This window comes from Pseudomonas sp. CCC4.1, from assembly GCF_035019225.1.
In the GTDB taxonomy this organism is placed as follows: domain Bacteria; phylum Pseudomonadota; class Gammaproteobacteria; order Pseudomonadales; family Pseudomonadaceae; genus Aquipseudomonas; species Aquipseudomonas bubulae.
Window position 1 is genome coordinate 36,175 of the sequence record NZ_JASJWL010000028.1, and the last position, 23,111, is coordinate 59,285.

Genomic DNA, 23,111 nt, shown 5'->3' on the forward strand with positions numbered 1-23,111 from the left:
ATTTTTCATGCAGATTTCAGAGCACACTCAATGACCCAATCAGCCTCCCCAATCAGCGCTCCTATCGCACATAAGATCGAGGGCTCAGACCCTTACTCGTGGCTGCAAAACCGCGACAGTGACGAGGTTTTGGACTACCTGAAAGCCGAAAACAGTTATCAGGAGGCGCAGTTGGCCGACCAGGCTGAATTGCGGGAGACGCTGTTTCAAGAGATCAAGGGACGGATTCGCGAGACTGATCTGTCGCTGCCCTCCCCCTGGGGCCCGTATCTGTATTACACGCGCACCAACGCCGGCGATGAATACGCCCGCCACTACCGTTGCCCGCGCCCGGCCGATGACAGCCAGCAGGTGGACGAGAACGCCGAACATTTGTTGCTGGACCCCAATGCATTGGCCGATGGTGGCTTTATTTCTCTGGGGGCGTTCAGTATCAGCCCCGATCACCAGCGCCTGGCCTACAGCCTGGACACTAGCGGCGAAGAAACCTACCGCCTGTTTGTAAAAGAGCTGGGCAGCGGCACGGTCACCGAGCTGCCGTTTGAAGACTGCGATGGCAGCATGACTTGGGCGAATGACAGCCAGACCCTGTTTTTCGCCGGGCTGGACGACACCCATCGTCCGCACAAGTTGTTTCGCCACACCCTCGGCGAAACAGCTGCCCATGAAGTATTCCATGAAGCGGACGGGAGGTTTTTCCTGCACTGCTACCGCTCTAGTTCTGAACAGCAACTGATTTTGTTGCTTAACAGTAAAACCACCAGCGAAACCTGGGTGCTGGACGCCAACCTGCCGCGCCAGCCCTTCAGCTGTCTGGCACTACGGGTTGAAAACCACGACTACAGCGTCGATCACGGCCTGTTTGAAGGCCAGTGGGCGTGGTTTATCCGCACCAATCAGGACGGCATCAACTTTGCCCTGTATTACGCCTTCGGCGAGGTGCCGTCACGCAATGACTGGCAGCCACTGATTGCCCATAGTGACAGCGTGATGCTGGAAGGCATGACCCTCAACGCCCAAGCCTTGTGCCTGAGCCTGCGCGAGGGCGGCTTGCCCATTATCGAAATCCGCCCCGACGGCCTGACGCCATATCGCGTGCAATTGCCGGACGCGGCCTACAGCCTGTATGTGCAAGACAGCCTGGAATTTGACAGCAAGTACATTCGCCTTCGCTACGAGGCGCTGAATCGCCCGGCACAAGTGCGCCAGTTGACCCTTGCCACAGGCGAGCAAAGCGTTCTCAAGGAAACCCCTGTGCTGGGGCCATTCAACGCCGATGATTACGTCAGCCATCGTTTATGGGCCACCGCCCCCGATGGTACTCAGGTGCCGATCAGCCTGGTGGTCAAACGCGATGTGCTGGGCAAACCTGTGCCGCTCTACCTGTATGGCTACGGGGCCTATGGCGAATGCCTTGACCCGTGGTTTTCCCATGCCCGTCTAAGCCTGCTTGATCGTGGCGTGGCCTTTGCCATTGCCCATGTACGTGGCGGCGGCGAGTTGGGCGAGGCCTGGTATCGCGCGGGCAAGCAGGAACACAAACACAACACCTTCACCGACTTTATCGCCTGCGCCGAACACCTGATCGACCAAGGGCTGACCCGCAGCGAACAACTGGTCATCAGTGGCGGCAGCGCCGGTGGCCTGTTGATCGGTGCCGTACTCAATCAGCGCCCGGAACTGTTCAAGGCAGCGATTGCCGAAGTGCCGTTTGTGGATGTGCTCAACACCATGCTCGACCCGGAACTGCCGCTGACCGTCACCGAATACGACGAATGGGGCAACCCGCAAGACCCCGAGGTCTATGAACGGATCAAGGCTTACGCGCCCTATGAAAACGTTACCGCGCAGGCTTACCCGTCAATGCTGGTGATTGCCGGGTACAACGACAGTCGCGTGCAGTACTGGGAAGCGGCCAAATGGGTGGCCAAGCTGCGCGCCAGCAAGACCGATGACAATTTGCTATTGCTGAAGACCGAGCTAGAAGCAGGCCATGGCGGCATGAGCGGGCGTTATCAGGGCTTGCGCGACGTGGCGCTGGAATATGCATTTGTGTTCAAGGTGCTGGGGATTTGACAGCCCCGCCGATCACACCCCTCTTCAACCGTTAGAGATACTGTAACCGTGGGAGCGAGCCTGCTCGCGAAGATCGTTCCCGAGCAGGCTCGCTCCCGCAAAGGCAAAGCATCAGCTCGGTGGATGCACGGTCAATCCTGCGAGCTTTTGCCCTTCGGGTCTTTAAGCTCCAGCCCCGGCAGTGGCTGATCCTTGGGCGGCTGCGGCAGGTCGATCGGTGGCAGCGGTATCAGGCTGCCACTACCGGCCACAGGCTTGGGCACGGCGCGCGGGGTGATTTGCGGGTACGGGGTTGGCGTGGCGGTGCCCGGCGAACCCGGCGCGGCTGTCACGGGGGTAATCGGTACTGTGGTCAATTCCGCTGCCTGGGCCGCACTTATCAAGAGCGCGCACCCTGCAATGGCCGTTAGAATAGTGCGTTTCATCAATCACTCCGTTGCCAGACCGGCTTGTCTGCCCTCAGGCTACTCGTAACCTGCGGTTTTTGCCCCCCTCAATGAGATTTCCATGAAACGTTTTGTTTTGCTCGACACCACTCCGATCCCCGAAAACGGCGGCGCCTTGTGCCTGTTCGAGTATGGCGAAGACTTCGTGATCAAGATTCAGGGTGGTGATGGCGGCCAGCTGATGAACACCCGCATGCACGGCTCCGAAGACGCACTGGCCGAAATACCTTGCCGCAAAGTCGCAGGGCGCCAGCAATCGCGGGTACTGATCGGCGGGCTGGGCATGGGCTTTACCCTGGCTTCAGCACTCAAACATCTGGGTAAAACGGCTGAAGTGGTGGTTGCCGAGCTGGTGCCCGGCGTTGTGGAATGGAACCGCGGCCCGCTTGGCGAAAAATCGGGCAACCCGTTGCAAGACCCACGCACCGTGATTCGCATGGAAGACGTGGCCAAGGTGCTGCAAGCCGAACCCAACGGTTTTGACGCAATCATGCTCGACGTCGACAACGGCCCCGAAGGCCTGACCCAAAAAGCCAATAGCTGGCTGTATTCGGCCGGCGGCCTGAGTGCCTGCGCCAAGGCCTTGCGCCCCAAAGGCATACTGGCGGTATGGTCTGCCAGTGCCGACAAACAATTTTCGGACAAACTGCGCAAAGCCGGTTTCAAGGCTGAGGAAGTCCAGGTGTTTGCCCACGGCAACAAGGGCACCCGACACACCATCTGGATTGCAGAAAAAATCAAAGGCTGATCAACAGCTAAACTTAACGACATAACCGTCATTAGTCTTACAAGGTGAACCCATGAGTTCGGCGAATCCACCCTCCCACACCGCCAAGCTGGATCGCATCCTGGCCGATGCCCAGCGTGACCGCGAAATGGGCTATCGCGACAAGGCCCTGAAAATGTACCCCCACGTGTGCGGCCGCTGCGCCCGTGAATTTGCCGGCAAGCGCCTGAGCGAGCTGACTGTTCACCACCGCGACCACAACCACGACAACAACCCGCAGGACGGCTCCAACTGGGAGCTGTTGTGCCTGTACTGCCACGACAACGAACACTCGCGCTACACCGACCAGCAGTATTTTTCGGACAGTTCCACCAGCAGCCCGAAAATCGCCAAAGCTACCCACAACCCATTCGCAGCACTGGCCGGGCTGATGAAAAAAGACGAGTAGCCTGTTTTCGTTGCAACTGCCGAAACTGCGTCCGATTGCGCAGCGATCGTAAAACCAGAGCCCGCGACTTCACGAGCAGACCGCAAGGCTCGGGCTTTACGACGACTCCGTCGCCGGACGCAGCCTGCGGCAGCTGCTACGGAGTTTGGGACAACACAGGTATACTCGCGTCTTTTTTCGCAAGGGCTCGGGCACGTGGCAAACAAACGGTACAGCTGCATTGGTTTGTATAACCCCAAATCACCGGAAAACGTCGGCTCGGTGATGCGTGCGGCTGGTTGCTACAACGTGGCGTCGGTGTTTTATACCGGCAAGCGCTATGAACGCGCCCGCGACTTCATCACCGATACCAAGAAAGTCCATCAGGATATCCCGCTGATCGGTATCGATGACCTGAAAAAAATCATCCCCCTGGGCTGTATCCCCGTCGCCGTAGAAATGGTCGAGGGCGCGCGCCCATTGCCCGAGTACACCCACCCGGATCGGGCGATTTATATCTTTGGCCCGGAAGACGGATCCCTCGGCAAGGATGTGCTGGAATGGTGTGAGGACGTGATTTACATCCCCACCACCGGCTGCATGAACCTGGCTGCAACAGTCAACGTGGTGCTCTACGACCGCTTGGCCAAGGGCAACAATACCCGTTCCGGGCCCAAGTTCGGCTAGGTCAGACCTTGCCTCTGTTCTGCTGGCTGGCACTCCAGTCCACCAGCAGGCTGTAGGCGATGGCGAGCAAGGTGGGGCCGATGAAAAGGCCGATAAAGCCGAAAGCTATCAAGCCGCCAAACACGCCCAGCAGCACGATCACCAGTGGCAGGTTGCCGCCCCGACTGATCAGATAAGGCTTGAGCACGTTATCGACACCGCTGATGATCAGCGTGCCCCAGATGCCGAGAAAGATCGCCATCCCGTAGTCACCCTTCCAGACCAGCCAGGCCGTGGCAGGTACCCAGATCAGCGGCGGCCCCATCGGAATCAGGCTGAGCAGGAACGTAGCCAGCCCAAGTACCAGCGCCCCCGGCACGCCGGCAATCAAGAAGCCGATCAATGCCAGCAATGCCTGCGCCGCTGCGGTGCCGATCACACCGTTGACCACGCGCTGCACGGTACCGGCCACCAGCTCCTGATAATAATCCGCGCGCTCACCGATCAGGCGCTCCAGCAAACCGTGTACAAAACTCGCCAGGCGCGGCCCGTCACGATAGAAAAAGAACACAAAGACAATACTCAGCGTCAGTTCCAGAATACCGCTGCCGATCTGTGCACTGCGCGCCAGCAACCAGTTACCGACCTGCCCCAGGTAAGGCTTGATGGCCACCAGCATTGCCGCACCCTGCTCGTCGATGGTGTTCCAGATGCCCACCAGACGCTCCCCCACCAGCGGCAGACCGGCCAGCCAGGCCGGCGCTTCAGGCAAACCTTCAAGCTGCACATCCTTGACGAAGGTGGTGGCATCGCGAACATGATCTGCCAGGTTCAACCCCAGCCACACCAGAGGCCCGGCCACCAACAGCATCCAGCCCAGGGTAAGGATGCCGGCAGCGAGCGACTCGCGCCCACCGAGCAAGCGTGTCAGCAGGCGCATCAGGGGCCAACTGGCAAATGCCAGTACCGCGCCCCAGAACAAGGCCGACCAGAAAGGGGCCATCACCCACAGGCTGGCACCGAACAACACCAGGAGCAGAATCTGCACCAGCAGGCGATCGTTATTGAGCATGTGTGTTCCACAGAAAATTCAGAAATCAAAGAAGGACGACGACTACGTAGAGTGTAGTCGTCGTTTACACAGGCTTAACGCAACAGTTCGATGCGCAACCCTTTGGCCTGACCGTCACCCAGTTCCAGGCGCGACGCCCGTACACCGTTAGCGATCAGCGCATCGCGCCAGGCGCCAGCCTTGGCACCGGTTAAACTGACCCTGGAGGTTGCATCCAGGTTCAATGCCCTTGAAATTAACGTCAGCCACTGAGTATCCGGGTCGCTCGCAAGCTTGGGGAAATCCAGCTCGCCCGTGCTTTTAAGCTGGCGTTGCAGGGTAGCCGAGGTAGGCAACAGTTCTCCCAGGTCGGCACTCGCCTGCATCTGCTCAACGTGCAGATAGGCCTTGCGATTGCCCCGATTGATCCCGTACAGGGCAACCAGCTGGTTCTGAGCGGGGGCCGCACGGCGCAGCAGCAAGTAAGACTGCTGCTCGTCGGAGCCCACCAGCTTGGAATTGCCGAACACTTCATTGGCCCACAGGCTGCTTTCGCCACAGTCACGAGCCTGACACCAGAACAACAACTCGGCGCCCTGCTTTTGCAACGCCTCGCGTGCAGCGGTAAAGGCTTCGGTGGCCGAGTGCTCGGCAGGCAGCTCGTAGGTGACGGCCGTTATCTGACCACGGGCATTGACCTGCCCTTCGAATCGCAGGCGGCCGCTGATCTTGCGGATCGAGCCCATCGGGTAGATACGTTCGACATCGGGCCGCACGCTGTAATCGACAATCTGCGCGTCCGCGAGGCGCGGCACATCCGGCAAATCACTGCTGCCGGGCACATCGCTGGCCCAAAGTAACGGGCTCAAACAGCCCAGGCCCAGAGCCAGGATAAATCGGCTGGGTATTTTCATCGGCGCACATCACCGGGTGATGACGTGTGGCTGAGCATCCTCACGATAGAGACCGGGTGGCCTTTCGGGGTCGCAGCGGTGTACAGATCTATCATGGTTGTCTCCCATTTCAACCCGCCAAGCCTCGACAGTTGCTAGCCGCAAGTCAAGGAACAGCGAAGAAGCGATTGAAACAGTCTGCAACAAGGATCGCTCCCGCCTCGTCATTCAGGTGCAAATGATGGCCACCCGGCAACCGTTCCAGGTTGAAGGGTAGCCGATCCAGTAGCTCGGGGTGGCTGGCCAGCATGCCCTGCTGCGCCACCACCAGGGTGGTCGGGCAACTCACCCGTCGTACAAAGGACATCGCCTGCTCGTCACTCAGGCGCAAGGGCGATGGCAAGGTGAGCCGGCTGTCGCTGCGCCAGCTGTAGCCGCCGGGCACGGGCATCAGCCCGCGCTGGGCGAGCAGCTCGGCGGCCTCACGGCTGACGGCTACCAGGCCTTTCATCCGCGCTTCGACAGCCCGGTCGAGTGTCGGATGCACCGACTTGCGCTTGTGCTCCAGATCGAGCTGCGCCTGCAGAGCCTGGCCCATGCGCTCGGCGGCATCACCCTCGGGGCCGCTGCGCGCGACAATGCCATCAATCAGCCCCATGCGGGTCACGCGCTCCGGGAACGAACCGGCAATGACCACAGACACAATGGCACCCAGTGAGTGCCCAAGCAGAGCAAAGCGCTCCCAGCCCAGTTGCTCGGCCACGCACAGCACATCAAAGGCATAGTCCGCCAGCGCATAGCCGGCGCCACGGGGACGGTGATCGGAATGGCCATGCCCGGCAAAATCCAGGGCCACGATACGCAAGCCCGTCAGCTTTGGCGCCAGCCGGGCAAAGCTGTTGGCGTTATCCAGCCAGCCATGCAGGGCGATAACAGGCAAGCCATCCTCGGGGCCGAATATATGTGCAGCCAGCTCGATATGCGGCAGGCTCAGACGAATTTCTTCAACCACAGGGCTCATGCGAAATGCTCGTTAAAGGCCGGGATGACGGAGTTCCCAGCGGGCAAAAATCTGTTTCAGCAGGCTGGCGGTATCCTGCGGCTGCTCAAGCGGGAACATGTGCCCGCCCGGCACGCTCAACGCCTCGCCGTTGGGCATGCGCGCCACCGCCCTGGCATGATGGTTCATGACCACGCGGCTGTCGCGACCACGCACCACGGTCAGCGGCACCTGCAGCTTGAAGGCCTGCCCCGGACTGGTATGCGGAACGCTGCGATAGATATCGATTTCGGTGGCAGGGTCAAAGCGCAACCGCAAACACTCATCCACAGGTTGCAAGCCGTGCTCCAGATAGGCCTCGAAGCAATCGGGGTCAAAGCTGCGAAACAGTGATTTGCCGGCAAAGTAAGCGCGTGCCGCTTCACGGTCGGCAAACTCTTCACGCCGCCCCAGCGTGCGACCGGCGGGGGTCAGGCGATCAATCAGGCCAAAGCGCTTGGCCGCGCGAATCACCCATTGATCAGTGCGCGTCAACACCGGCGAATCCAGCATGACGACGCCCCGGTAAAGCTGCGGGCAGCGGATTGCGGCATGCAAATGCAACATCCCGCCCAGCGAGTGACCCACGCCCAGTACGGGCCCGGCTTGCTGGCGAAGATGATATATCAGCTCATCGACCAGGTTATGCCAGTTGTTGTCCACCGGGTAACGCGGGTCATGCCCGTGCTGTGACAAATGCGTCACGCAAAAATCCGGCGCCAGGGCATTGAACAACTTCCCGTACGTGGCTGAAGGGAAGCCGTTGGCATGGGCGAAAAAAATCTGCCGAGACATACAAGGCATCCAGATGTAGGAAGAATGCCGTATTGTCTGCAGGAATATTCTTCATATCAATGACCGTATGCGCCATGAGTGACGACACTACGGCCATTGACTGACCGTTTGATCACCGCGCTGGGGGTGTTTCACCCAGGGGCACAACGGCGATGGTCAGGCGCGAGATGCAGTTTATTTTACCGCTGTCGTCGCTCAGGCGGATATCCCACACATGGGTGGTGCGACCGATATGGACCGGGCGTGCGATTGCACTCACCCGGCCGCTGCGCACGCCACGCAAGTGGTTGGCATTGACCTCAAGGCCCACACAATAGAATTTTTGCGTATCGATGCACATGTAGCTGGCCATCGAGCCGAGTGTTTCTGCCAGCACCACCGACGCACCGCCATGCAGCAAGCCGAAGGGCTGGTGGGTACGATGGTCCACTACCATGCTTGCGGTGATGGAGTTGTCGTCAAACGCATCGAACGTGATATCCAGCACATCGCAAATGGTGTTTTTGCGCATTTCATTGAGGCGTGCCAGATCTGGCTGGGTCGTCCACAAGCTCATGTGGTCATTCCTTGGTCAGTGAGTGTTGGTGACGGAGCCACTGGCCCTCGACGCAAGCGTCAAATGCCATTAACCCGCCCCCAACTATCTTGCACTACGACCGTACTGTGCAACCGCTGCAATGCTCAGGGGTGATATGCGCTGAGCAATGTCATGCTGCCCGCCAGCGGCCACTCACCTTCAAGCTCCACCAGGCTGGCCGTGTGCATGGGCTGCGGTTGCCGCATGTGCCCGTGCAGCATCAGGCTGATCAATTCACCTACAAACGGCTGATGACTGACCAACAGCACATTGCCGCTGTCCGGCAGTTTGCCGAGCGCATACTTGGGTTCACTTTCGGGCGTCAGCCAGGGCACGGTGACGGGTGGTGATGAAAAGCCCAGGGCCTGGCAAACCAACGCGGCGGTTTGCTGGGCGCGCACATAAGGACTGACCAGAATGCAGTCCAGCGGCTGGCCAATCAAATGAGCGGCGCTGCCCAGCACCTGCTCACGCCCGTGGGGGGTCAGCTCACGCTCGGCATCACGGCGGGCATGGGGCTCGGCTTCGCCATGACGCAGAATCCAGACTTTCATGGCTTGGTCCCTTCACCATTGGCGCCTGGCGTGTAGGGCGCTTCGCCTTCAGGTGCCCGCGGCACTGGCCAGTCGGCGAACGGCCAGGGTTTTTGTTCGGTGTGAAAACTGCCGAAACGACCGATCTGCGCCAGGTAAAGGCTCAGGCTGTCACCAAAGTTCATCAAGCCGCCATTGGGCGCACCGTAGACCACACGGTAAATCAACTGCACCAGCACCAGCCCGCCAAGAACCAGTTGTGCCACCTGCCAGACCAGCAGGAAAACCAGCATCCACAGCACGCGCAAAACAAGCGACTCGTACTTGGGTGCGTTTTTAGTGTCGTTCATGTGCTGCTCCTGTGGTGCTCAGTTAAAACCGCTGGTGGAGATAAAGTCGACATCGGTCTTGGGCTCGCCACGCATCAATTGCCCGATCACCTGCTCCAGGGTGTAGCCCTCGAACAGGATTGCGTGCAACCCGGCAACCAATGGCATGTAAACGTTCAGTTCCTGCGCCTTGGCCTTGAGTACCTTAAGGGTATTCACGCCTTCGGCCACTTCACCCAGGCGGGTAACGGCATCTTCAAGGCTCAGCCCCTGCCCCAGGGCAAAGCCGACCTGATAGTTGCGGCTTTTAGGCGATGAGCAGGTAACGATCAAGTCGCCTACTCCTGCCAGCCCGAGAAAGGTCATGGGGTTGGCACCCTGGCTGACGGCGAAGCGAGTCATTTCTGCCAAGGCACGGGTAATCAGCATGCTTTTGGTGTTCTCGCCCATACCCAGCGCCACGGCCATGCCGGCGATGATCGCGTAAACGTTTTTCAGGGCCCCGCCCAGCTCCACGCCAAAGCGGTCGGCACTGGCGTAGACACGGAACGTGCGGCCATGCAGTGCAGCCTGCACGCGGGTGCAGAGTTCTTCGTCGGCGCTGGCGACCACGGTGGCAGTCAGCGCATGTTCGGCCACCTCGCGGGCGAGGTTGGGCCCGGAAAGCACACCGATGCGTGCCTGCGGGGCGATTTCTTCAAGGATCTCGCTCATCAGCTTGAAGCTGTGGGCTTCAATCCCCTTGGTCAGGCTGACCAGCATCTTGCCGCTCAGGCGCCCGGCATGCTCCGCCAGCACACTGCGCAAGGCGCTGGACGGCAAAGCCACGAAGCACAACTGGCAGGCATCGAGTGTGGCCTGCAAGTCAGTGACCGGCTCGACCCCGGGATGAATCTTGATACCTTTAAGGTAACGAGGGTTTTCACGATTGAGGCGAATGGCCTCGGCTTGCTCGGGGTCGCGCATCCACTGATGCACTCGATGACCGTTTTCTGCCAGCAAGTTGGCCACGGCGGTGCCAAAGCTTCCGCCTCCCAAGACCGCAATAGCGTGCTGTTCAGTCATATGCAATCCCGTTATCCATCTAGCAGTGGCAATGACGGCATTATACGGAGCACATCCCCCGCGACCAGCCCCACAGCATATAGATGGCCATGACTGAAAAAGAACAGGACCTCGGTTACCATGCGGTTCCGGTACTCACACCCAGAGGCAGCATTGCTGCACTTCAAAATGAACACGCGCAGGTCAAGGATGACAATGGACAGTGGAAATGGACTGACGCACTGGCGACTGACCGACGGAGCCGCGTTCCCATGATGACTCGCAGCCGGTGGGACATCCACACCCGCACGCAGATGATGAGTCTGGGCCCGGCCCTGCTATTGACGCTGTTGCTGATCAGCTTTTTTACCTTCGTACGAATCCAGGATTTGCGCCAGGAACTCAAGCACACCGGCCAATTGATCGCCAACCAGCTGGCACCCGCCACCGAGTACGGGATCATGTCGGGGAACAACGATGTGCTGGAAACCCTGATCAACGCCTCGCTGAACATTCCCCATGTTCAATTCGTGCAGGTACAGAACCGGGCCAACGACATACTGGCCCACGCCGAGCATCCCGCGCCCAATGCTGACAAGAGCTCGCAGGTTGAAGTGTTTCAGGCGCCGGTCAGAGTGCAGAAGAGCCCCTCCGGCGGTTATTTACTGCTCGGCAATCGACAGGCTGCGGACCTGACAGAAGATTATCTGGGCCGGGTACTGGTCGGCATGTCCGGCGAAGCATTCAGCACGCGCCAGCAGGAAATCCTGCTCAAGGCCGTGATTCTTGCCTTGTTTGCCCTGGGCTTCACTTATCTGCTGGCCAAGCGCCTGGCGTCCAACCTGTCCAGGCCCATCAGTGACATGAGCAAGGCGGTCAAGGCCATCCAGTACGGCGACTATAAAACCCCCTTGCCCGTGGTCGACGACGGCGAGCTGGGCACATTGGCCCAACACATCAACAACCTGGCCACAGGCCTTGAGCAAGCCAGCCGCGAGCAACAATCTGCCATTGCGCAATTGATCCAGACACGTGAAGAAGCCGAGCGTGCCAACCGTGCGAAAACCGACTTCCTGGCCATGATGAGTCACGAACTGCGCACCCCCATGAACGGCGTGCTGGGCATGCTGCAACTGCTGGAAACCACGCAGATGACCGAAGAGCAGGCCGAATATGCCGCCCTGGCATCGGAATCCACCGAACACTTGCTCAAGGTCATCAACGACATCCTCGATTTCTCCCGAATCGAACGCTCAGCACTGGAGCTGGAGCGTATCCCCTTCAACCTCGCCGAAATGGTCAGCAACTGCGCCCAGGCATTCCAGCACAACGCCGTGCAACGTGGCCTGCACTTGCAACTGAACATTCCTGAAGGGCTGCAGGACTTGCCTGTACTGGGCGATCCGACCCGGATCCGGCAAATCCTGGTCAACCTGATCGGTAATGCCCTGAAGTTCACTGAACGGGGTCAGGTGATTATCGAACCGCTCTGGCAACAACTGGATCACGAACTGATCTGGTTTACCTGCGCCGTACGTGACAGCGGTATCGGAATCAACAGCGAAAAACTGGACGCCATGTTCACCGCCTTCCAGCAGGCCGACAGCTCTATTTCCCGACGTTATGGCGGCACCGGGCTGGGCCTGCCCATCGCCCGCACGCTGGCGGAGCGAATGGGCGGCACGCTGCACGCCATGAGCGAAGAGGCCCAAGGCTCGGTGTTCACTCTCGAAATCCCGCTGCAACTGCATCAACCCGTCACGCTCAGCCAGAGACCGTTGCTGGAGCCTGGGGCCATCTGTGCACCCGGGCGCAAAGTGCTGCTGGTGGAAGACAACCAGGTTAACCAGACCGTCATTGAGGCCATGCTAAGCAGCCTGGGGTATGAAGTGACTATGGTCAGTGACGGTGCACAGGCCATTCACTTTGCCAACAGCGAGCGCTTCGCCGCGATCTTGATGGACTGCCGGCTGCCGATCATCAACGGCTATGAAGCCACCCGGCAAATCCGCCAGTTGCCCGGTTGCCGGGCCCTGCCCATCATCGCCCTGACCGCCAATGCCCTGCAGGGCGACCGGGAGACCTGCCTGCAGGCCGGAATGAACGATTACCTGGCAAAGCCGTTCAAACGCGCTGACCTGGAACAAATTCTGCAGCGCTGGGTCCAGTAACTTATGGCTAAAAGGCCACCTGCGACTGGCGTAAAAGACAAAAGTGCGGCAGTCTTAGGCACCCGAATGGGCCACTGAACCGGCCCGATTTAAATTTTCAGTGCACAAGTGTACATTCTTGTCCTTTGCGCTGTGACTTTCACTACAACGCAATAGTCTATGTGTAGGCTGGCGAACTGAAACACCTGTGTTTCAGTTGGTCGGGAAGATTTGCCCCACCCGCCGCATGGGATTATTGAGGAGCTCGCATGACCAAACAAAACGCCTTTACTCGGGAAGATCTGCTGCGCTGTAGCCGCGGCGAACTGTTCGGCCCGGGTAACGCGCAACTGCCCGCCCCTAACATGCTGATGGTAGATCGCATCACCCATATCAGCGAAGAGGGTGGCAAGTACGGCAAAGGTGAATTGGTCGCCGAGCTGGATATCACCCCGGACCTGTGGTTCTTCGCCTGCCATTTCGAAGGCGATCCGGTGATGCCGGGCTGCCTGGGCCTTGATGCCATGTGGCAGCTGGTCGGCTTCTACCTAGGCTGGCAGGGCCTGCCGGGCCGCGGTCGTGCCCTGGGTTCGGGCGAAGTGAAGTTCTTTGGCCAGGTCTTGCCGACCGCCAAGAAAGTCACCTACAACATTCAAATCAAGCGCGTCCTCAAGGGCAAGCTGAACCTGGCCATTGCCGATGGTTCGGTAACTGTCGACGGTCGCGAGATTTATACTGCCGAAGGCCTTCGGGTCGGCGTATTTACTTCCACTGACAACTTTTAAGGGTTATCCGCATGCGCCGCGTCGTTATCACTGGTCTGGGCATCGTTTCGTGCCTGGGCAATGACAAAGAGACCGTCTCCGCTAACCTGCGTGCAAGTCGCCCTGGCATCCGATTCAACCCGGAATATGCCGAAATGGGTCTGCGTAGCCAGGTTTCCGGCTCCATTGACCTGCCTCTCGAAGAGCTGATCGATCGCAAGATCTATCGCTTCGTCGGCCACGCAGCGGCTTACGCCTACCTGGCCATGAAAGACGCCATCACTGATTCGGGCCTGACCGAGGAGCAAGTCTCCAACCCGCGTACCGGCCTGATCGCCGGCTCCGGCGGCGCGTCGACCCTGAATCAGATGGAAGCACTCGACATCCTGCGTGAAAAAGGCGTCAAGCGTGTTGGCCCGTACCGCGTTACGCGGACCATGGGCAGCACCGTTTCCGCCTGCCTGGCCACCCCCTTCAAAATCAAGGGCGTGAACTACTCGATCTCCTCTGCCTGCGCCACCAGCGCCCATTGCATCGGTACTGCAGTCGAGCAGATCCAGCTGGGCAAGCAGGACATCGTATTTGCCGGCGGCGGCGAAGAAGAACATTGGAGCCAGTCGTTCCTGTTCGACGCCATGGGCGCCCTGTCCACCCAGTACAACGACACGCCTGAAAAAGCGTCCCGTGCCTACGACAAAAACCGCGACGGCTTCGTCATCGCCGGTGGCGGCGGCATGGTTGTTGTTGAAGAACTGGAACACGCCCTGGCCCGTGGCGCCAAGGTCTACGCTGAAATCGTCGGCTACGGCGCAACATCCGACGGCTACGACATGGTTGCCCCAAGCGGTGAAGGCGCCATCCGCTGCATGCAGATGGCAATGGCCACCGTTGACGGCCCGATCGACTACCTCAACACCCACGGCACCTCTACTCCGGTAGGCGACGCCAAGGAAATGGAAGGTGTGCGCGCGGTATTCGGCGACAAGGCCCCGGCCATCAGCTCGACCAAAAGCCTGTCGGGTCACTCCCTGGGCGCCGCAGGCGTTCATGAAGCGATCTACTGCCTGCTGATGATGGAAGGCAATTTCATCGCTGGCTCGGCCAACATCGAAGAGATCGATCCTGTCGTTGCCGACATGCCGATCCTGACCAAGACCCGCGAGAACGTCACGCTCAACAACGTGATGAGCAACAGCTTCGGCTTCGGTGGCACCAACGCCACTCTGGTCCTCAAGCGCTGGGCTGGCAAATAAGCCACCCGCTCGCGAAGTAAAAAATGCCCCGACTGGTTCGGGGCATTTTTTTGTCCGAGGGAACGTACAGCCGCCAGCATGCTCTATAAAGATCAGGACGTTTAATCACTCCACGCTGAGGTTTGCCATGACTGTTACCGTTAATACCGTGTCACACGAAGGTTTTCGTCACAGCATCAAGATCGACGATTACGAAGTGTTCACCGATCTGCCCAAAACAATGGGCGGCGAAGGCAGCGCCCCTACCCCCCATGATTATTTCGATGCCGCCCTTGGCGCCTGCAAAGCGCTGACGCTCAAGCTATACGCACAGAGAAAAGAGATCCCGCTCACCGGAGTCACGGTTGAAGTCAAACACGACGCCAGCGAAGAACTTAAGGGCAAATATGCCCTGCACGTCAAACTGACCCTCAAGGGCGTACTGACCGACGCTCAGCGCGAGGAACTGCACAATGTGGCCGACAAGTGCCCGGTGCATAAACTGATGACCACCGCCGAGGTCACCATCGAAACCCACCTGTCTGAAGGCGCTTTCAGCCAGTAACGGCCTGCCGCCCGGATAAGCGCTGGGTTATGCTCAGCGCTTATCCATTGCCGGGCCAGCACCATGCGCGCACTCACAGTGATCCGACCTCGGGCCGAGGACGTAGAAGGCCAACCGATTTTGCGCCCCCTGCCCTCGGCAAAATGCCGCAGCGTCGGGCCATTCGTATTTTTCGACCACATGCTGCTAACCCATTACCCTGCCGGTAGCGGCATGAATATCCGACAGCACCCGCATATTGGTCTGTCTACGCTGACTTATCTGTTTGAAGGCCAGATTCAGCACAAGGACAGCCTGGGATCTGACCAACTGGTGGGTCCCGGCGATGTCAGCTGGATGACCGCCGGTGCAGCCATTGCCCATATCGAACGCACGCCGGTATCATTGCTAGAGCAGGGTTCACATTTGCACGGCCTGCAGGTGTGGCTGGCATCACCCAAAACCCACGAGCAAGGTGCAAGCCACTACAGTCATCACCCCGCCGACAGCCTGCCCGTAAGCGACAACCTCGGGGTACGGATTCGCCTGATAGCCGGAACAGGCTTTTGCCTGACTTCACCGGTACCGGTGCTCTCGCCTACCCTTTACGCAGACGTGCATATGCAAACGGCCACCACCTTGCTGATCCCGGCCGACTACCCGGAACGCGCGCTTTATATGCTTGAAGGTGACGTGCAACTGGATGGCCAGGCACTGGAGCCCCACAGCCTTGTGCTGCTGGAAGCAGGCGAAGAGATGACCCTGAGTGCCGACAGCGACTGCCACCTGGTGCTGATCGGCGGCGCACCGCTGGATGGCCCGCGGCGCATGAACTGGAACTTCGTCGCCAGCGACCCGGCCCTTATCGAAAAGGCCAGAGCACGCTGGGCGGCAGGCGACTGGCCGACCGTTCCCGGAGAAATCGGCCGGATCGAACTGCCGTAAAACCCGTGCCTTACAAGACCATTGCCGCAACCCAGCCAAAGGCCAGCAGTGGCAAGTTGTAATGCAGGAAGGTGGGCACCACGGTGTCCCAGATGTGGTGATGCTGACCGTCAATATTCAGACCGGAAGTCGGGCCCAGGGTGGAGTCCGACGCTGGCGAACCGGCATCGCCCAGAGCGCCCGCCGTACCGACGATACACACGATGGCCATGGGGCTGAAACCCAGTTGCACACACAGCGGCACAAAAATGGCCGCCAGGATCGGCACCGTTGAAAAGGACGAGCCGATGCCCATGGTCACCAGCAAACCCACCAGCAACATCAGCAGTGCACCTACCCCCTTGCTGTGGTTGATCCAGCCGGCAGACGCTTCAACCAGCGACTTGACCTCCCCCGTGGCTTTGAGCACTTCGGCGAAACCCGAAGCGGCGATCATGATGAAACCAATCATGGCCATCATTTTCATGCCTTCGGTAAACAGATCGTCGGTCTCACGCCAGCGCACGATCCCCGAGGCCGAGAAAATCAGAAAGCCTGCCAGCGCACCAATGATCATGGAGCCCAGCCACAGCTGAATGATAAACGCCGCTGCAATGGCCACCCCAGCCACCAGCAATGTGCGCGGGTTATAACTAATGGCCACCTGCTCGACCTGCTCGATCTTGCCCAGATCATAATCGCGCTTTTTGCGGTAGCTGATAAATACCGCCACCAGCAAGCCGAACAACATGCCCAAAGCCGGGATTGCCATGGCGTGGGTCACGTTGACAGCGCTGATATCCACGCCACTTTTGCTGACGTTGGCGAGCAGTATCTGGTTAAGGAAGATGTTGCCAAAGCCCACCGGCAAGAACATGTAGGGCGTGATCAAACCAAAGGTCATGACACAGGCGATCAGGCGCCGATCGATTTTCAGTTTGGTCAGCACATACAACAGCGGCGGAACCAAGAGCGGGATAAAGGCGATATGAATAGGAAGAATATTCTGCGATGAAATAGCCACCACCAGCAGCAAGCCGATCAATAGCCATTTGACCCGATTGCCACCCACGGCTTGCTGCTTGTTGACCATGCGCAGTGCTTTATCGGCCATGGCATGGGCCAGGCCAGACTTGGCAATGGCTACTGCGAAAGCGCCCAGCATCGCATAGGACAAAGCGACCTGAGCACCGCCACCCAAGCCGCCATTAAACGCATTGAGCGTAGCCTCGATACCCAGCCCGCCGACCAGGCCGCCCACAAGGGCACCCACAATCAGTGCGATAACCACATGCACACGGGACAGACTGAGCACCAGCATGATGCCGACCGCGGCAATTACTGCATTCATCATTACAACCTCATAGCGCGCACCACGATAAAAACACCGTGAAGCGGAAAATTTCGGGCAAAAGAAGACTGTTCCAATCGCCGGATCTGGAAGTGTGGGTGTATTTGGGGCGCACACTTTGCAGCACCATCAGCGTCATGTCAAAGCGCATGCCGATAGCGGCCCCACAATCGTCCACAATCGGCCTTAACCCTAGTATTTGCAGGGCCAAATCGTACTTTTAAAGGGAGGGTCACATACTAAAAAAACGGGGTTTGGCATAAAGAAATACCACCTGCGGCCGCTAACAGACAAAGCCTCTTTTAGTCAGGATGTCTCCATGTCGCTCAGACAGCTTTCCATCCAATGGAAAATCACCCTTCTCGCCGGGCTCAGCCTGCTGGGTGTTGTTACCCTGCTGGTGGGGCTTTCGCTCTATCGCATGGACCACACTGCCGATCTGGTGGAGGCATCCAGCTCGCAGATGCTCAATGAGGCGGCACAGGCCCGCATTGAAGCGCAGGGTGAAGCCCAGGCACTGGCAATCAGCCGCCAGTTTATGGACGCCTACCAGTACGGCAACGGCTTCGCCCGCCAAGTCCTGTTTTTGCGTGAGCAATCGGAAAAACGCTTTCTGGATGCCTTCGACCTGCGTGAAGACCTGACCCGTCAGGTCAAAGCCGCCCTGCAGGCCAACCCGGACTTGCTGGGGCTCTCGCTGGTTTTCGAAGCCAACGCACTGGATGGCAAGGATCAGCTGTTCGATCATCAAAAAGAACTGGGCAGTAACGACAAGGGCCGCTTTGCCCTGTACTGGTCGCAACCGACGCCGGGCAAGCTGACCTCGATGGCACTGCCCGAATCAGACATGGCCGATACCAGCACCGGGCCCAGCGGCCAGGCCAACAACGCATGGTTTACCTGCCCGCGCACCACACGCAAACCGTGCATCATCGAGCCTTACTTTTATACAATCGACGGGCAAAGCGTACTGCTGACCAGTATCGTTTTCCCATTGATCGTGGACGGTAAAGTCATCGCTTCGCTGTCGGTGGATATCAACCTCAACAGCTTGCAAGCCCTCAGCCTGCAAGCCAGCCAGCGACTGTACGACGGGGAAACCCGGGTGGGCATCATCAGTTCGGCAGGCATCCTGGCCGGTTTCAGTGCTGATGCCAGCAAACTTGCCCAACGCCTCGATCAGGTCGACAGCAACGATGGCACGGCCCTGATCCGAATGATGGCCAGCGGTGATCAGGTACAAAGCATTCGCAGCCAGCAACGCCTGAAGGTGCTCACGCCCTTCCTGCCGATTCCGGGCAGCAAGCCGTGGGGCGTGTTGCTCGACGTACCCGAGAAAGTTCTGATCGGCCCGGCCCAGGCGTTGCAGGCCGAACTGGACGAGCGTAATAAAGCCGGAGCATTGATCGAGCTAGCCTGGGGCTCACTGGCGGCCATTATCGGGCTCTTGCTGGTGTGGCTGATGGCCCGTAGCGTGACCCGGCCAATCCTCGGCGTGGCCCATATGCTGGAAGATATTGCCAGCGGTGAGGGAGACCTGACCCGTCGCCTGGCCTACGATAAAAAAGATGAATTGGGGCAACTGGCCAGTTGGTTCAACCGCTTTCTCGACAAACTGCAACCGACCATCGCCGAGGTCAAACGCTCGGTGCAGGATGCCCGCAGTACGGCCGATCAGTCAGCGGCGATTGCCACCCAGACCAGCGCAGGCATGGAGCAGCAATACCGTCAGGTCGATCAGGCAGCCACTGCTTCCCATGAGATGAGCGCTACCGCACAGGATGTGGCACGCAGCGCAGCGCAAGCGGCCCAGGCCGCCCGTGATGCCGACCAGGCCACACGACAGGGCTTGACCATCATCGATCGCACCACCGCCAGTATCGATCATCTGGCCGCCGACATGAGCGTAGCCATGACCCAGGTTGAAGGGCTGGCTGCCGATAGCGAGAAAATCGGGTCGGTACTGGAAGTTATTCGTGCAATCGCCGAACAGACCAACCTCCTCGCCTTGAACGCAGCGATCGAAGCGGCACGAGCAGGCGAAGCCGGACGCGGGTTTGCCGTGGTGGCCGACGAGGTACGCAACCTGGCACGCCGGACCCAGGAATCGGTTGAAGAAACCCGCCAGGTCATCGAACAACTGCAAGCCGGCACCCAGGAAGTGGTGAGCTCCATGAGCAACAGCCATCGCCAGGCCCAGGGCAGTGTCGAGCAGGTGGGTCAAGCCGTGACCGCCCTGCAACAGATCGGCGATGCCGTGACCGTGATTACCGACATGAACTTGCAGATTGCCAGTGCGGCAGAAGAACAAAGTGCCGTGGCGGAAGAGATCAACAACAACGTTGCTACCATTCGCGATGTTACCGAGTCATTGTCTGAGCAAGCCAATGAATCTGCACGGGTCAGCCAGTCGCTTAACTCACTGGCCAACCAGCAGCAAAAACTGATGGATCAGTTCCGCGTCTGACCCTTTGGCGATGACGGCTTTAAGCCGTCGTCGCCTTTTGCTTACGCGCCGGTAGCTTGATGCTCACCAGCAACCCGCCTATCTCAGCCGTTCCAAGCTGCAGTTTGCCACCCCACGCTTCAACAATATCCCGCACGATGCCAAGCCCCAAGCCGTGACCACTGGCTTGCTCGTCAAGGCGCATACCACGACTGAACACCTGATCACGCTCAGTCTCGGGAATGCCCGGGCCATCGTCCTGTACTTCAATGACAAACCCGTCGCCAGTTTGGCTGATGCTCAGTTCGACTTGGGAGTCCGCCCATTTGCAGGCGTTATCCAGAAGATTGCCGAGCAATTCGAGCATGTCTTCCCGATCCCAGGGCAACAGCAACCCCGGCGCAACGTTGTGCGTCAGTTGCAGATGCTCGCCGTGGATCATCCCGAGAGTCGACAGCAGCCCCGGCAACTCTGCATCCGCATCGAATTGCGCACCCGGCAAGGCATCGCCCGCAAGACGCGCACGGTTAAGCTCACGGCTCATGCGCTGCTGTATCTGCTCCAACTGTTCACACAATGTATTTTGTATCTGCGGATAAGCCGCAAGCCGCGGATCGTTGGCCAGGCTGATCAACACCGCCAACGGAGTTTTGAGTGCATGCCCCAGGTTGCCCAGCGCATTGCGCGAGCGTTTGAGGGTGTCTTCGGTATGAGCCAGCAAATGGTTAATCTGCGTGACCAGTGGCTCAAGCTCAAGGGGCACCCGGGCATCCAGCTGAGAGCGCTGCCCCGACTGAAGCTGAGAAATTTGCTGGCGTGCTGTTTCCAACGGCCGCAGGGCACGGCGAACCGTGACGCGCTGCAGCAGCAAAATCACAATAAGGGCCAAGACCCCCATACCAAGACCGATCCGTTGAACTTGACGCAAGCTATCGCGTATCGGCGTGTAGTCCTGAGCCACCGTGATCGATACCGCCTGGCCAAGGCGCTGATAGTCGCTGCGCAAGACCAGTAACATCTGCCCTTCCGGGCCAGGCTGTAGTTCACGACTCAGGCCCGGTCGGTCGGGGCGCGGTAATTGAGCATCCCACAGCGAGCGTGAACGCCAGTGAGTCTCCCCGAATTCAATACTGAAATAGTGCCCGGAAAATGGCCGCTGATACGCCGGCGACAAACGCCGCTCATCCAGTTGCAAGCCCTGGGGGCCACGACTCAAGGCAATCAGCAAGTTCTCGCTGTCGTTTTGCAGGCCTGACTCCAGATAACGCTGAAGGCCATTTTCAAACAACCACAGACTGACCTGGCCTACTACCAGACCGGCAATCAAGAGCACACTGATCAAACCCAGGCTCAAGCGCCTTTGCATGGACTTCACTGACTGGCCGTACCGAACATATACCCCTGACCACGACGGGTTTCGATGACTGTACGCCCAAGCTTACGACGCAGATGGTTCACATGAACCTCAAGCACATTGGAATCACGCTCGGTCTCACCGTCATAGAGATGCTCGGCCAGATGGCTTTTCGAGAGGATCTGTTGCGGGTGCAACATGAAATAGCGCAAAAGCCGAAACTCGGCGGCAGTCAACTGCACCTCGGTGCCGTCATGGATAACACATTGACGGGCTTCATCCAGTTGCAGCCCGGCAGAACTCAATAAAGGCTGATTCGGTTGCCCGTGGGAGCGGCGCAACAACGCTTGTACCCGTAACTGCAGCTCTTCAGGATGAAAGGGCTTGGTCACGTAATCATCAGCACCGGCCTTTAGCCCGTCGATGCGCTCGGACCATGAACTCCGGGCAGTCAGAATAAGCACAGGTGTGGCCAGGCCTTTGGCACGCCACTGCTTGAGAACATCGATACCGGACATCCCGGGCAAGCCCAGATCAAGGATAATCAGGTCATAGGGTTCGCTCTGCCCCTGATAAAGAGCATCACGGCCATCAGCCAACCAATCAACGGCATAGCCCAAACGGGCCAAACCGGCCATCAGTTCATCAGCCAAGGGGACGTGATCTTCAACCAGCAGCAACCGCATTAATCATCTACCTCGTCTTTGAGCAATTGACCATTACTGGCGTTCAGCTTGATCTCGCGCACTACGCCACTGGTGGTAAGCAGCTCAACCTCGTAAACATAAATATCGTCATCCTCCTCCAGCTCTACCTCCAGCAACTTTGCGCCCGGGTGCCGCTCCAGAGCTTTTTGCAGCAGTTGCTCCAGGGGCTGAATAAGCCCTTGCTCACGCAAACGCAATGCCTCGTCTTGCCCCAGGTCACGTGCAATGGCCAAGGAGCAGAAAGCACAGAGCACAAGTACGACAAGTCCGCCAACTCGCAGGTTCACTGTCATCACTGACCTCCAGGGCCTCCCTTAGCGTCATTCTTACGATATTAAAAGGTCGAAGCATAACGCCACGAGCTTAATTGAAACTGAATCGGCCGCCCTGATACCGCATGGCTGGAGGTATGCACCTGCTGCGGGCGTTAACTGTTAAACTGCTGCCCTGTATTTATCGCTCAGGCGATAGTCACCTCTTCAGAGCTATAACTATTGTGGAAATTTTCAAAGAGTTTACCTTCGAATCTGCGCACCGCCTGCCTTACGTTCCTGAAGGCCATAAATGCGGGCGGTTGCACGGTCACTCCTTCAAGGTTGCTATCCATCTAAGCGGCGACATTGACCCGGCAACTGGCTGGATCCGTGATTTTTCTGAAATCAAAGCGATTTTCAAACCGCTTTATGAGCTGCTAGATCACAACTACCTCAACGACATCCCTGGCCTGGAAAACCCGACCAGCGAAGTTCTGGCCAAGTGGATCTGGCAACAGCTCAAACCCTTGCTGCCAGAGCTGTCGGCAATACGCATTCATGAAACCTGCACCAGTGGCTGTATTTACTACGGCGACTGAGTCACAGGCTCGAAAAAACCACCTTGCGAGGTGGTTTTTTTTGCTCTGAAAAACGCATGGGGCAGCGAAAAAGTGAGCACAGGTTGCGCCGAAACTTTTCTCGGCGCAAAAACAAACCCCCTGTCTGCGTGAGCAGACAGGGGGTTTGGAATTTAATCTTGACGATGACCTACTCTCACATGG

The 23,111-nt window shown here is 58.6% G+C and carries 24 protein-coding genes and 1 pseudogene; 12 read left to right on the forward strand and 13 right to left on the reverse strand.

The window, feature by feature from the left end:
• The first annotated feature begins 30 nt into the window (after positions 1-30).
• Positions 31-2,076, forward strand: a complete 2,046-nt coding sequence (locus QN377_RS13125; RefSeq protein ID WP_130872533.1) for a S9 family peptidase — start codon at positions 31-33, stop codon at positions 2,074-2,076.
• A 131-nt stretch (positions 2,077-2,207) separates the two neighbouring features.
• Here QN377_RS13125 and QN377_RS13130 read toward each other — a convergent pair whose 3' ends face one another.
• Entirely contained in the window at positions 2,208-2,501 is a 294-nt protein-coding gene (locus QN377_RS13130; RefSeq protein ID WP_095018947.1) for a hypothetical protein, read from the reverse strand.
• An 82-nt stretch (positions 2,502-2,583) separates the two neighbouring features.
• Between QN377_RS13130 and QN377_RS13135 the strand changes: the two genes are divergently transcribed.
• The 3 genes from QN377_RS13135 to QN377_RS13145 all read left to right on the forward strand — a co-directional run bounded on the left by QN377_RS13135 (position 2,584) and on the right by QN377_RS13145 (position 4,363).
• Entirely contained in the window at positions 2,584-3,270 is a 687-nt protein-coding gene (locus QN377_RS13135; protein ID WP_095002691.1) for a spermidine synthase, read from the forward strand.
• A gap of 52 nt (positions 3,271-3,322) precedes the next feature.
• Positions 3,323-3,697 (forward strand): YajD family HNH nuclease, encoded by a 375-nt coding sequence (locus QN377_RS13140; protein ID WP_016781673.1) that lies wholly within the window; start codon positions 3,323-3,325, stop codon positions 3,695-3,697.
• 195 nt (positions 3,698-3,892) lie between these two features.
• Positions 3,893-4,363, forward strand: a complete 471-nt coding sequence (locus QN377_RS13145) for an RNA methyltransferase (RefSeq protein WP_016781674.1) — start codon at positions 3,893-3,895, stop codon at positions 4,361-4,363.
• 1 nt (position 4,364) lies between these two features.
• On the opposite strand, the gene QN377_RS13150 is transcribed toward QN377_RS13145, so the two are convergent.
• From QN377_RS13150 to QN377_RS13185, 8 genes are all read right to left on the reverse strand, one after another.
• On the reverse strand, positions 4,365-5,414 hold the full coding sequence (locus QN377_RS13150) for an AI-2E family transporter (protein ID WP_095002692.1): 1,050 nt from the start codon (positions 5,412-5,414) through the stop codon (positions 4,365-4,367).
• A gap of 74 nt (positions 5,415-5,488) precedes the next feature.
• Entirely contained in the window at positions 5,489-6,307 is an 819-nt protein-coding gene (locus QN377_RS13155) for a DUF4892 domain-containing protein (RefSeq protein WP_322212604.1), read from the reverse strand.
• 145 nt (positions 6,308-6,452) lie between these two features.
• Positions 6,453-7,307: an alpha/beta fold hydrolase gene (locus tag QN377_RS13160; protein WP_095018948.1), complete on the reverse strand. Its 855-nt coding sequence runs from the start codon at positions 7,305-7,307 to the stop codon at positions 6,453-6,455.
• 12 nt (positions 7,308-7,319) lie between these two features.
• Complete coding sequence (locus QN377_RS13165) at positions 7,320-8,120, reverse strand: alpha/beta fold hydrolase (RefSeq protein WP_095002695.1); 801 nt, start codon at positions 8,118-8,120, stop codon at positions 7,320-7,322.
• 112 nt (positions 8,121-8,232) lie between these two features.
• Positions 8,233-8,676 carry a hotdog fold thioesterase gene (locus tag QN377_RS13170; protein ID WP_095002696.1) on the reverse strand — a complete coding sequence of 148 codons (444 nt, stop codon included), beginning with the start codon at positions 8,674-8,676 and terminating at the stop codon, positions 8,233-8,235.
• A gap of 125 nt (positions 8,677-8,801) precedes the next feature.
• A complete protein-coding gene (sixA, locus tag QN377_RS13175; protein WP_095002697.1) occupies positions 8,802-9,251 on the reverse strand; it encodes a phosphohistidine phosphatase SixA in 450 nt (149 codons plus the stop codon).
• A complete protein-coding gene (locus QN377_RS13180; RefSeq protein ID WP_095002698.1) occupies positions 9,248-9,580 on the reverse strand; it encodes a DUF4389 domain-containing protein in 333 nt (110 codons plus the stop codon). The genes sixA and QN377_RS13180 overlap by 4 nt, the downstream gene beginning before the upstream one ends.
• Positions 9,581-9,598: 18 nt before the next feature.
• Positions 9,599-10,624, reverse strand: coding sequence for an NAD(P)H-dependent glycerol-3-phosphate dehydrogenase (locus QN377_RS13185; protein ID WP_095002699.1), 1,026 nt, complete (start codon positions 10,622-10,624; stop codon positions 9,599-9,601).
• Positions 10,625-10,875: 251 nt separating this feature from the next.
• Between QN377_RS13185 and QN377_RS13190 the strand changes: the two genes are divergently transcribed.
• The 5 genes from QN377_RS13190 to QN377_RS13210 all read left to right on the forward strand — a co-directional run bounded on the left by QN377_RS13190 (position 10,876) and on the right by QN377_RS13210 (position 16,238).
• The gene (locus QN377_RS13190; RefSeq protein ID WP_095002715.1) at positions 10,876-12,774 is read left to right on the forward strand and encodes a response regulator; all 1,899 of its coding nucleotides are present in this window, start codon (positions 10,876-10,878) and stop codon (positions 12,772-12,774) included.
• Positions 12,775-13,022: 248 nt separating this feature from the next.
• Positions 13,023-13,538, forward strand: a complete 516-nt coding sequence (fabA, locus tag QN377_RS13195; protein WP_003210552.1) for a 3-hydroxyacyl-[acyl-carrier-protein] dehydratase FabA — start codon at positions 13,023-13,025, stop codon at positions 13,536-13,538.
• 11 nt (positions 13,539-13,549) lie between these two features.
• The gene (fabB, locus tag QN377_RS13200; protein WP_322212603.1) at positions 13,550-14,770 is read left to right on the forward strand and encodes a beta-ketoacyl-ACP synthase I; all 1,221 of its coding nucleotides are present in this window, start codon (positions 13,550-13,552) and stop codon (positions 14,768-14,770) included.
• Between the two features lie 127 nt (positions 14,771-14,897).
• Positions 14,898-15,314: an OsmC family protein gene (locus QN377_RS13205; protein ID WP_095002701.1), complete on the forward strand. Its 417-nt coding sequence runs from the start codon at positions 14,898-14,900 to the stop codon at positions 15,312-15,314.
• A gap of 63 nt (positions 15,315-15,377) precedes the next feature.
• Positions 15,378-16,238 (forward strand): pirin family protein, encoded by an 861-nt coding sequence (locus QN377_RS13210; RefSeq protein WP_095002702.1) that lies wholly within the window; start codon positions 15,378-15,380, stop codon positions 16,236-16,238.
• 10 nt (positions 16,239-16,248) lie between these two features.
• Here the strand turns inward: QN377_RS13210 and QN377_RS13215 are convergent, their stop codons facing one another.
• On the reverse strand, positions 16,249-17,568 hold the full coding sequence (locus QN377_RS13215) for a Na+/H+ antiporter family protein (RefSeq protein WP_095002716.1): 1,320 nt from the start codon (positions 17,566-17,568) through the stop codon (positions 16,249-16,251).
• A gap of 1,462 nt (positions 17,569-19,030) precedes the next feature.
• On the opposite strand from QN377_RS13215, the pseudogene QN377_RS22870 reads away from it, so the two are divergent.
• A pseudogene (locus QN377_RS22870) lies at positions 19,031-19,177 on the forward strand (HAMP domain-containing protein); the annotation flags it as partial.
• 102 nt (positions 19,178-19,279) lie between these two features.
• The gene (locus tag QN377_RS22875; protein WP_370688632.1) at positions 19,280-20,035 is read left to right on the forward strand and encodes a methyl-accepting chemotaxis protein; all 756 of its coding nucleotides are present in this window, start codon (positions 19,280-19,282) and stop codon (positions 20,033-20,035) included.
• Between the two features lie 19 nt (positions 20,036-20,054).
• On the opposite strand, the gene QN377_RS13225 is transcribed toward QN377_RS22875, so the two are convergent.
• From QN377_RS13225 to QN377_RS13235, 3 genes are read right to left on the reverse strand one after another with little or no spacing between them, the layout of a single operon-like run.
• Complete coding sequence (locus QN377_RS13225) at positions 20,055-21,389, reverse strand: sensor histidine kinase (protein WP_095021292.1); 1,335 nt, start codon at positions 21,387-21,389, stop codon at positions 20,055-20,057.
• Positions 21,386-22,054 (reverse strand): response regulator transcription factor, encoded by a 669-nt coding sequence (locus QN377_RS13230; protein ID WP_095002705.1) that lies wholly within the window; start codon positions 22,052-22,054, stop codon positions 21,386-21,388. The genes QN377_RS13225 and QN377_RS13230 overlap by 4 nt, the downstream gene beginning before the upstream one ends.
• Positions 22,054-22,368 (reverse strand): PepSY domain-containing protein, encoded by a 315-nt coding sequence (locus QN377_RS13235; protein WP_095002706.1) that lies wholly within the window; start codon positions 22,366-22,368, stop codon positions 22,054-22,056. The genes QN377_RS13230 and QN377_RS13235 overlap by 1 nt, the downstream gene beginning before the upstream one ends.
• Before the next feature lie 203 nt (positions 22,369-22,571).
• Here QN377_RS13235 and queD point away from each other — a divergent pair, with 203 nt between their 5' ends.
• Entirely contained in the window at positions 22,572-22,928 is a 357-nt protein-coding gene (queD, locus tag QN377_RS13240; RefSeq protein WP_019410510.1) for a 6-carboxytetrahydropterin synthase QueD, read from the forward strand.
• Positions 22,929-23,111 lie beyond the last annotated feature (183 nt).

Coding starts and splice junctions, on each gene's coding strand:
- QN377_RS13125 (WP_130872533.1), top strand. CDS start 31: ATGACCCAATCAGCCTCCCCAATCAGCGCTCCTATCGCACATAAGATC.
- QN377_RS13130 (WP_095018947.1), bottom strand. CDS start 2,501: ATGAAACGCACTATTCTAACGGCCATTGCAGGGTGCGCGCTCTTGATA.
- QN377_RS13135 (WP_095002691.1), top strand. CDS start 2,584: ATGAAACGTTTTGTTTTGCTCGACACCACTCCGATCCCCGAAAACGGC.
- QN377_RS13140 (WP_016781673.1), top strand. CDS start 3,323: ATGAGTTCGGCGAATCCACCCTCCCACACCGCCAAGCTGGATCGCATC.
- QN377_RS13150 (WP_095002692.1), bottom strand. CDS start 5,414: ATGCTCAATAACGATCGCCTGCTGGTGCAGATTCTGCTCCTGGTGTTG.
- QN377_RS13155 (WP_322212604.1), bottom strand. CDS start 6,307: ATGAAAATACCCAGCCGATTTATCCTGGCTCTGGGCCTGGGCTGTTTG.
- QN377_RS13160 (WP_095018948.1), bottom strand. CDS start 7,307: ATGAGCCCTGTGGTTGAAGAAATTCGTCTGAGCCTGCCGCATATCGAG.
- QN377_RS13165 (WP_095002695.1), bottom strand. CDS start 8,120: ATGTCTCGGCAGATTTTTTTCGCCCATGCCAACGGCTTCCCTTCAGCC.
- QN377_RS13170 (WP_095002696.1), bottom strand. CDS start 8,676: ATGAGCTTGTGGACGACCCAGCCAGATCTGGCACGCCTCAATGAAATG.
- sixA (WP_095002697.1), bottom strand. CDS start 9,251: ATGAAAGTCTGGATTCTGCGTCATGGCGAAGCCGAGCCCCATGCCCGC.
- QN377_RS13180 (WP_095002698.1), bottom strand. CDS start 9,580: ATGAACGACACTAAAAACGCACCCAAGTACGAGTCGCTTGTTTTGCGC.
- QN377_RS13185 (WP_095002699.1), bottom strand. CDS start 10,624: ATGACTGAACAGCACGCTATTGCGGTCTTGGGAGGCGGAAGCTTTGGC.
- QN377_RS13190 (WP_095002715.1), top strand. CDS start 10,876: ATGATGACTCGCAGCCGGTGGGACATCCACACCCGCACGCAGATGATG.
- fabA (WP_003210552.1), top strand. CDS start 13,023: ATGACCAAACAAAACGCCTTTACTCGGGAAGATCTGCTGCGCTGTAGC.
- fabB (WP_322212603.1), top strand. CDS start 13,550: ATGCGCCGCGTCGTTATCACTGGTCTGGGCATCGTTTCGTGCCTGGGC.
- QN377_RS13205 (WP_095002701.1), top strand. CDS start 14,898: ATGACTGTTACCGTTAATACCGTGTCACACGAAGGTTTTCGTCACAGC.
- QN377_RS13210 (WP_095002702.1), top strand. CDS start 15,378: ATGCGCGCACTCACAGTGATCCGACCTCGGGCCGAGGACGTAGAAGGC.
- QN377_RS13215 (WP_095002716.1), bottom strand. CDS start 17,568: ATGAATGCAGTAATTGCCGCGGTCGGCATCATGCTGGTGCTCAGTCTG.
- QN377_RS22875 (WP_370688632.1), top strand. CDS start 19,280: ATGGAGCAGCAATACCGTCAGGTCGATCAGGCAGCCACTGCTTCCCAT.
- QN377_RS13230 (WP_095002705.1), bottom strand. CDS start 22,054: ATGCGGTTGCTGCTGGTTGAAGATCACGTCCCCTTGGCTGATGAACTG.
- QN377_RS13235 (WP_095002706.1), bottom strand. CDS start 22,368: ATGACAGTGAACCTGCGAGTTGGCGGACTTGTCGTACTTGTGCTCTGT.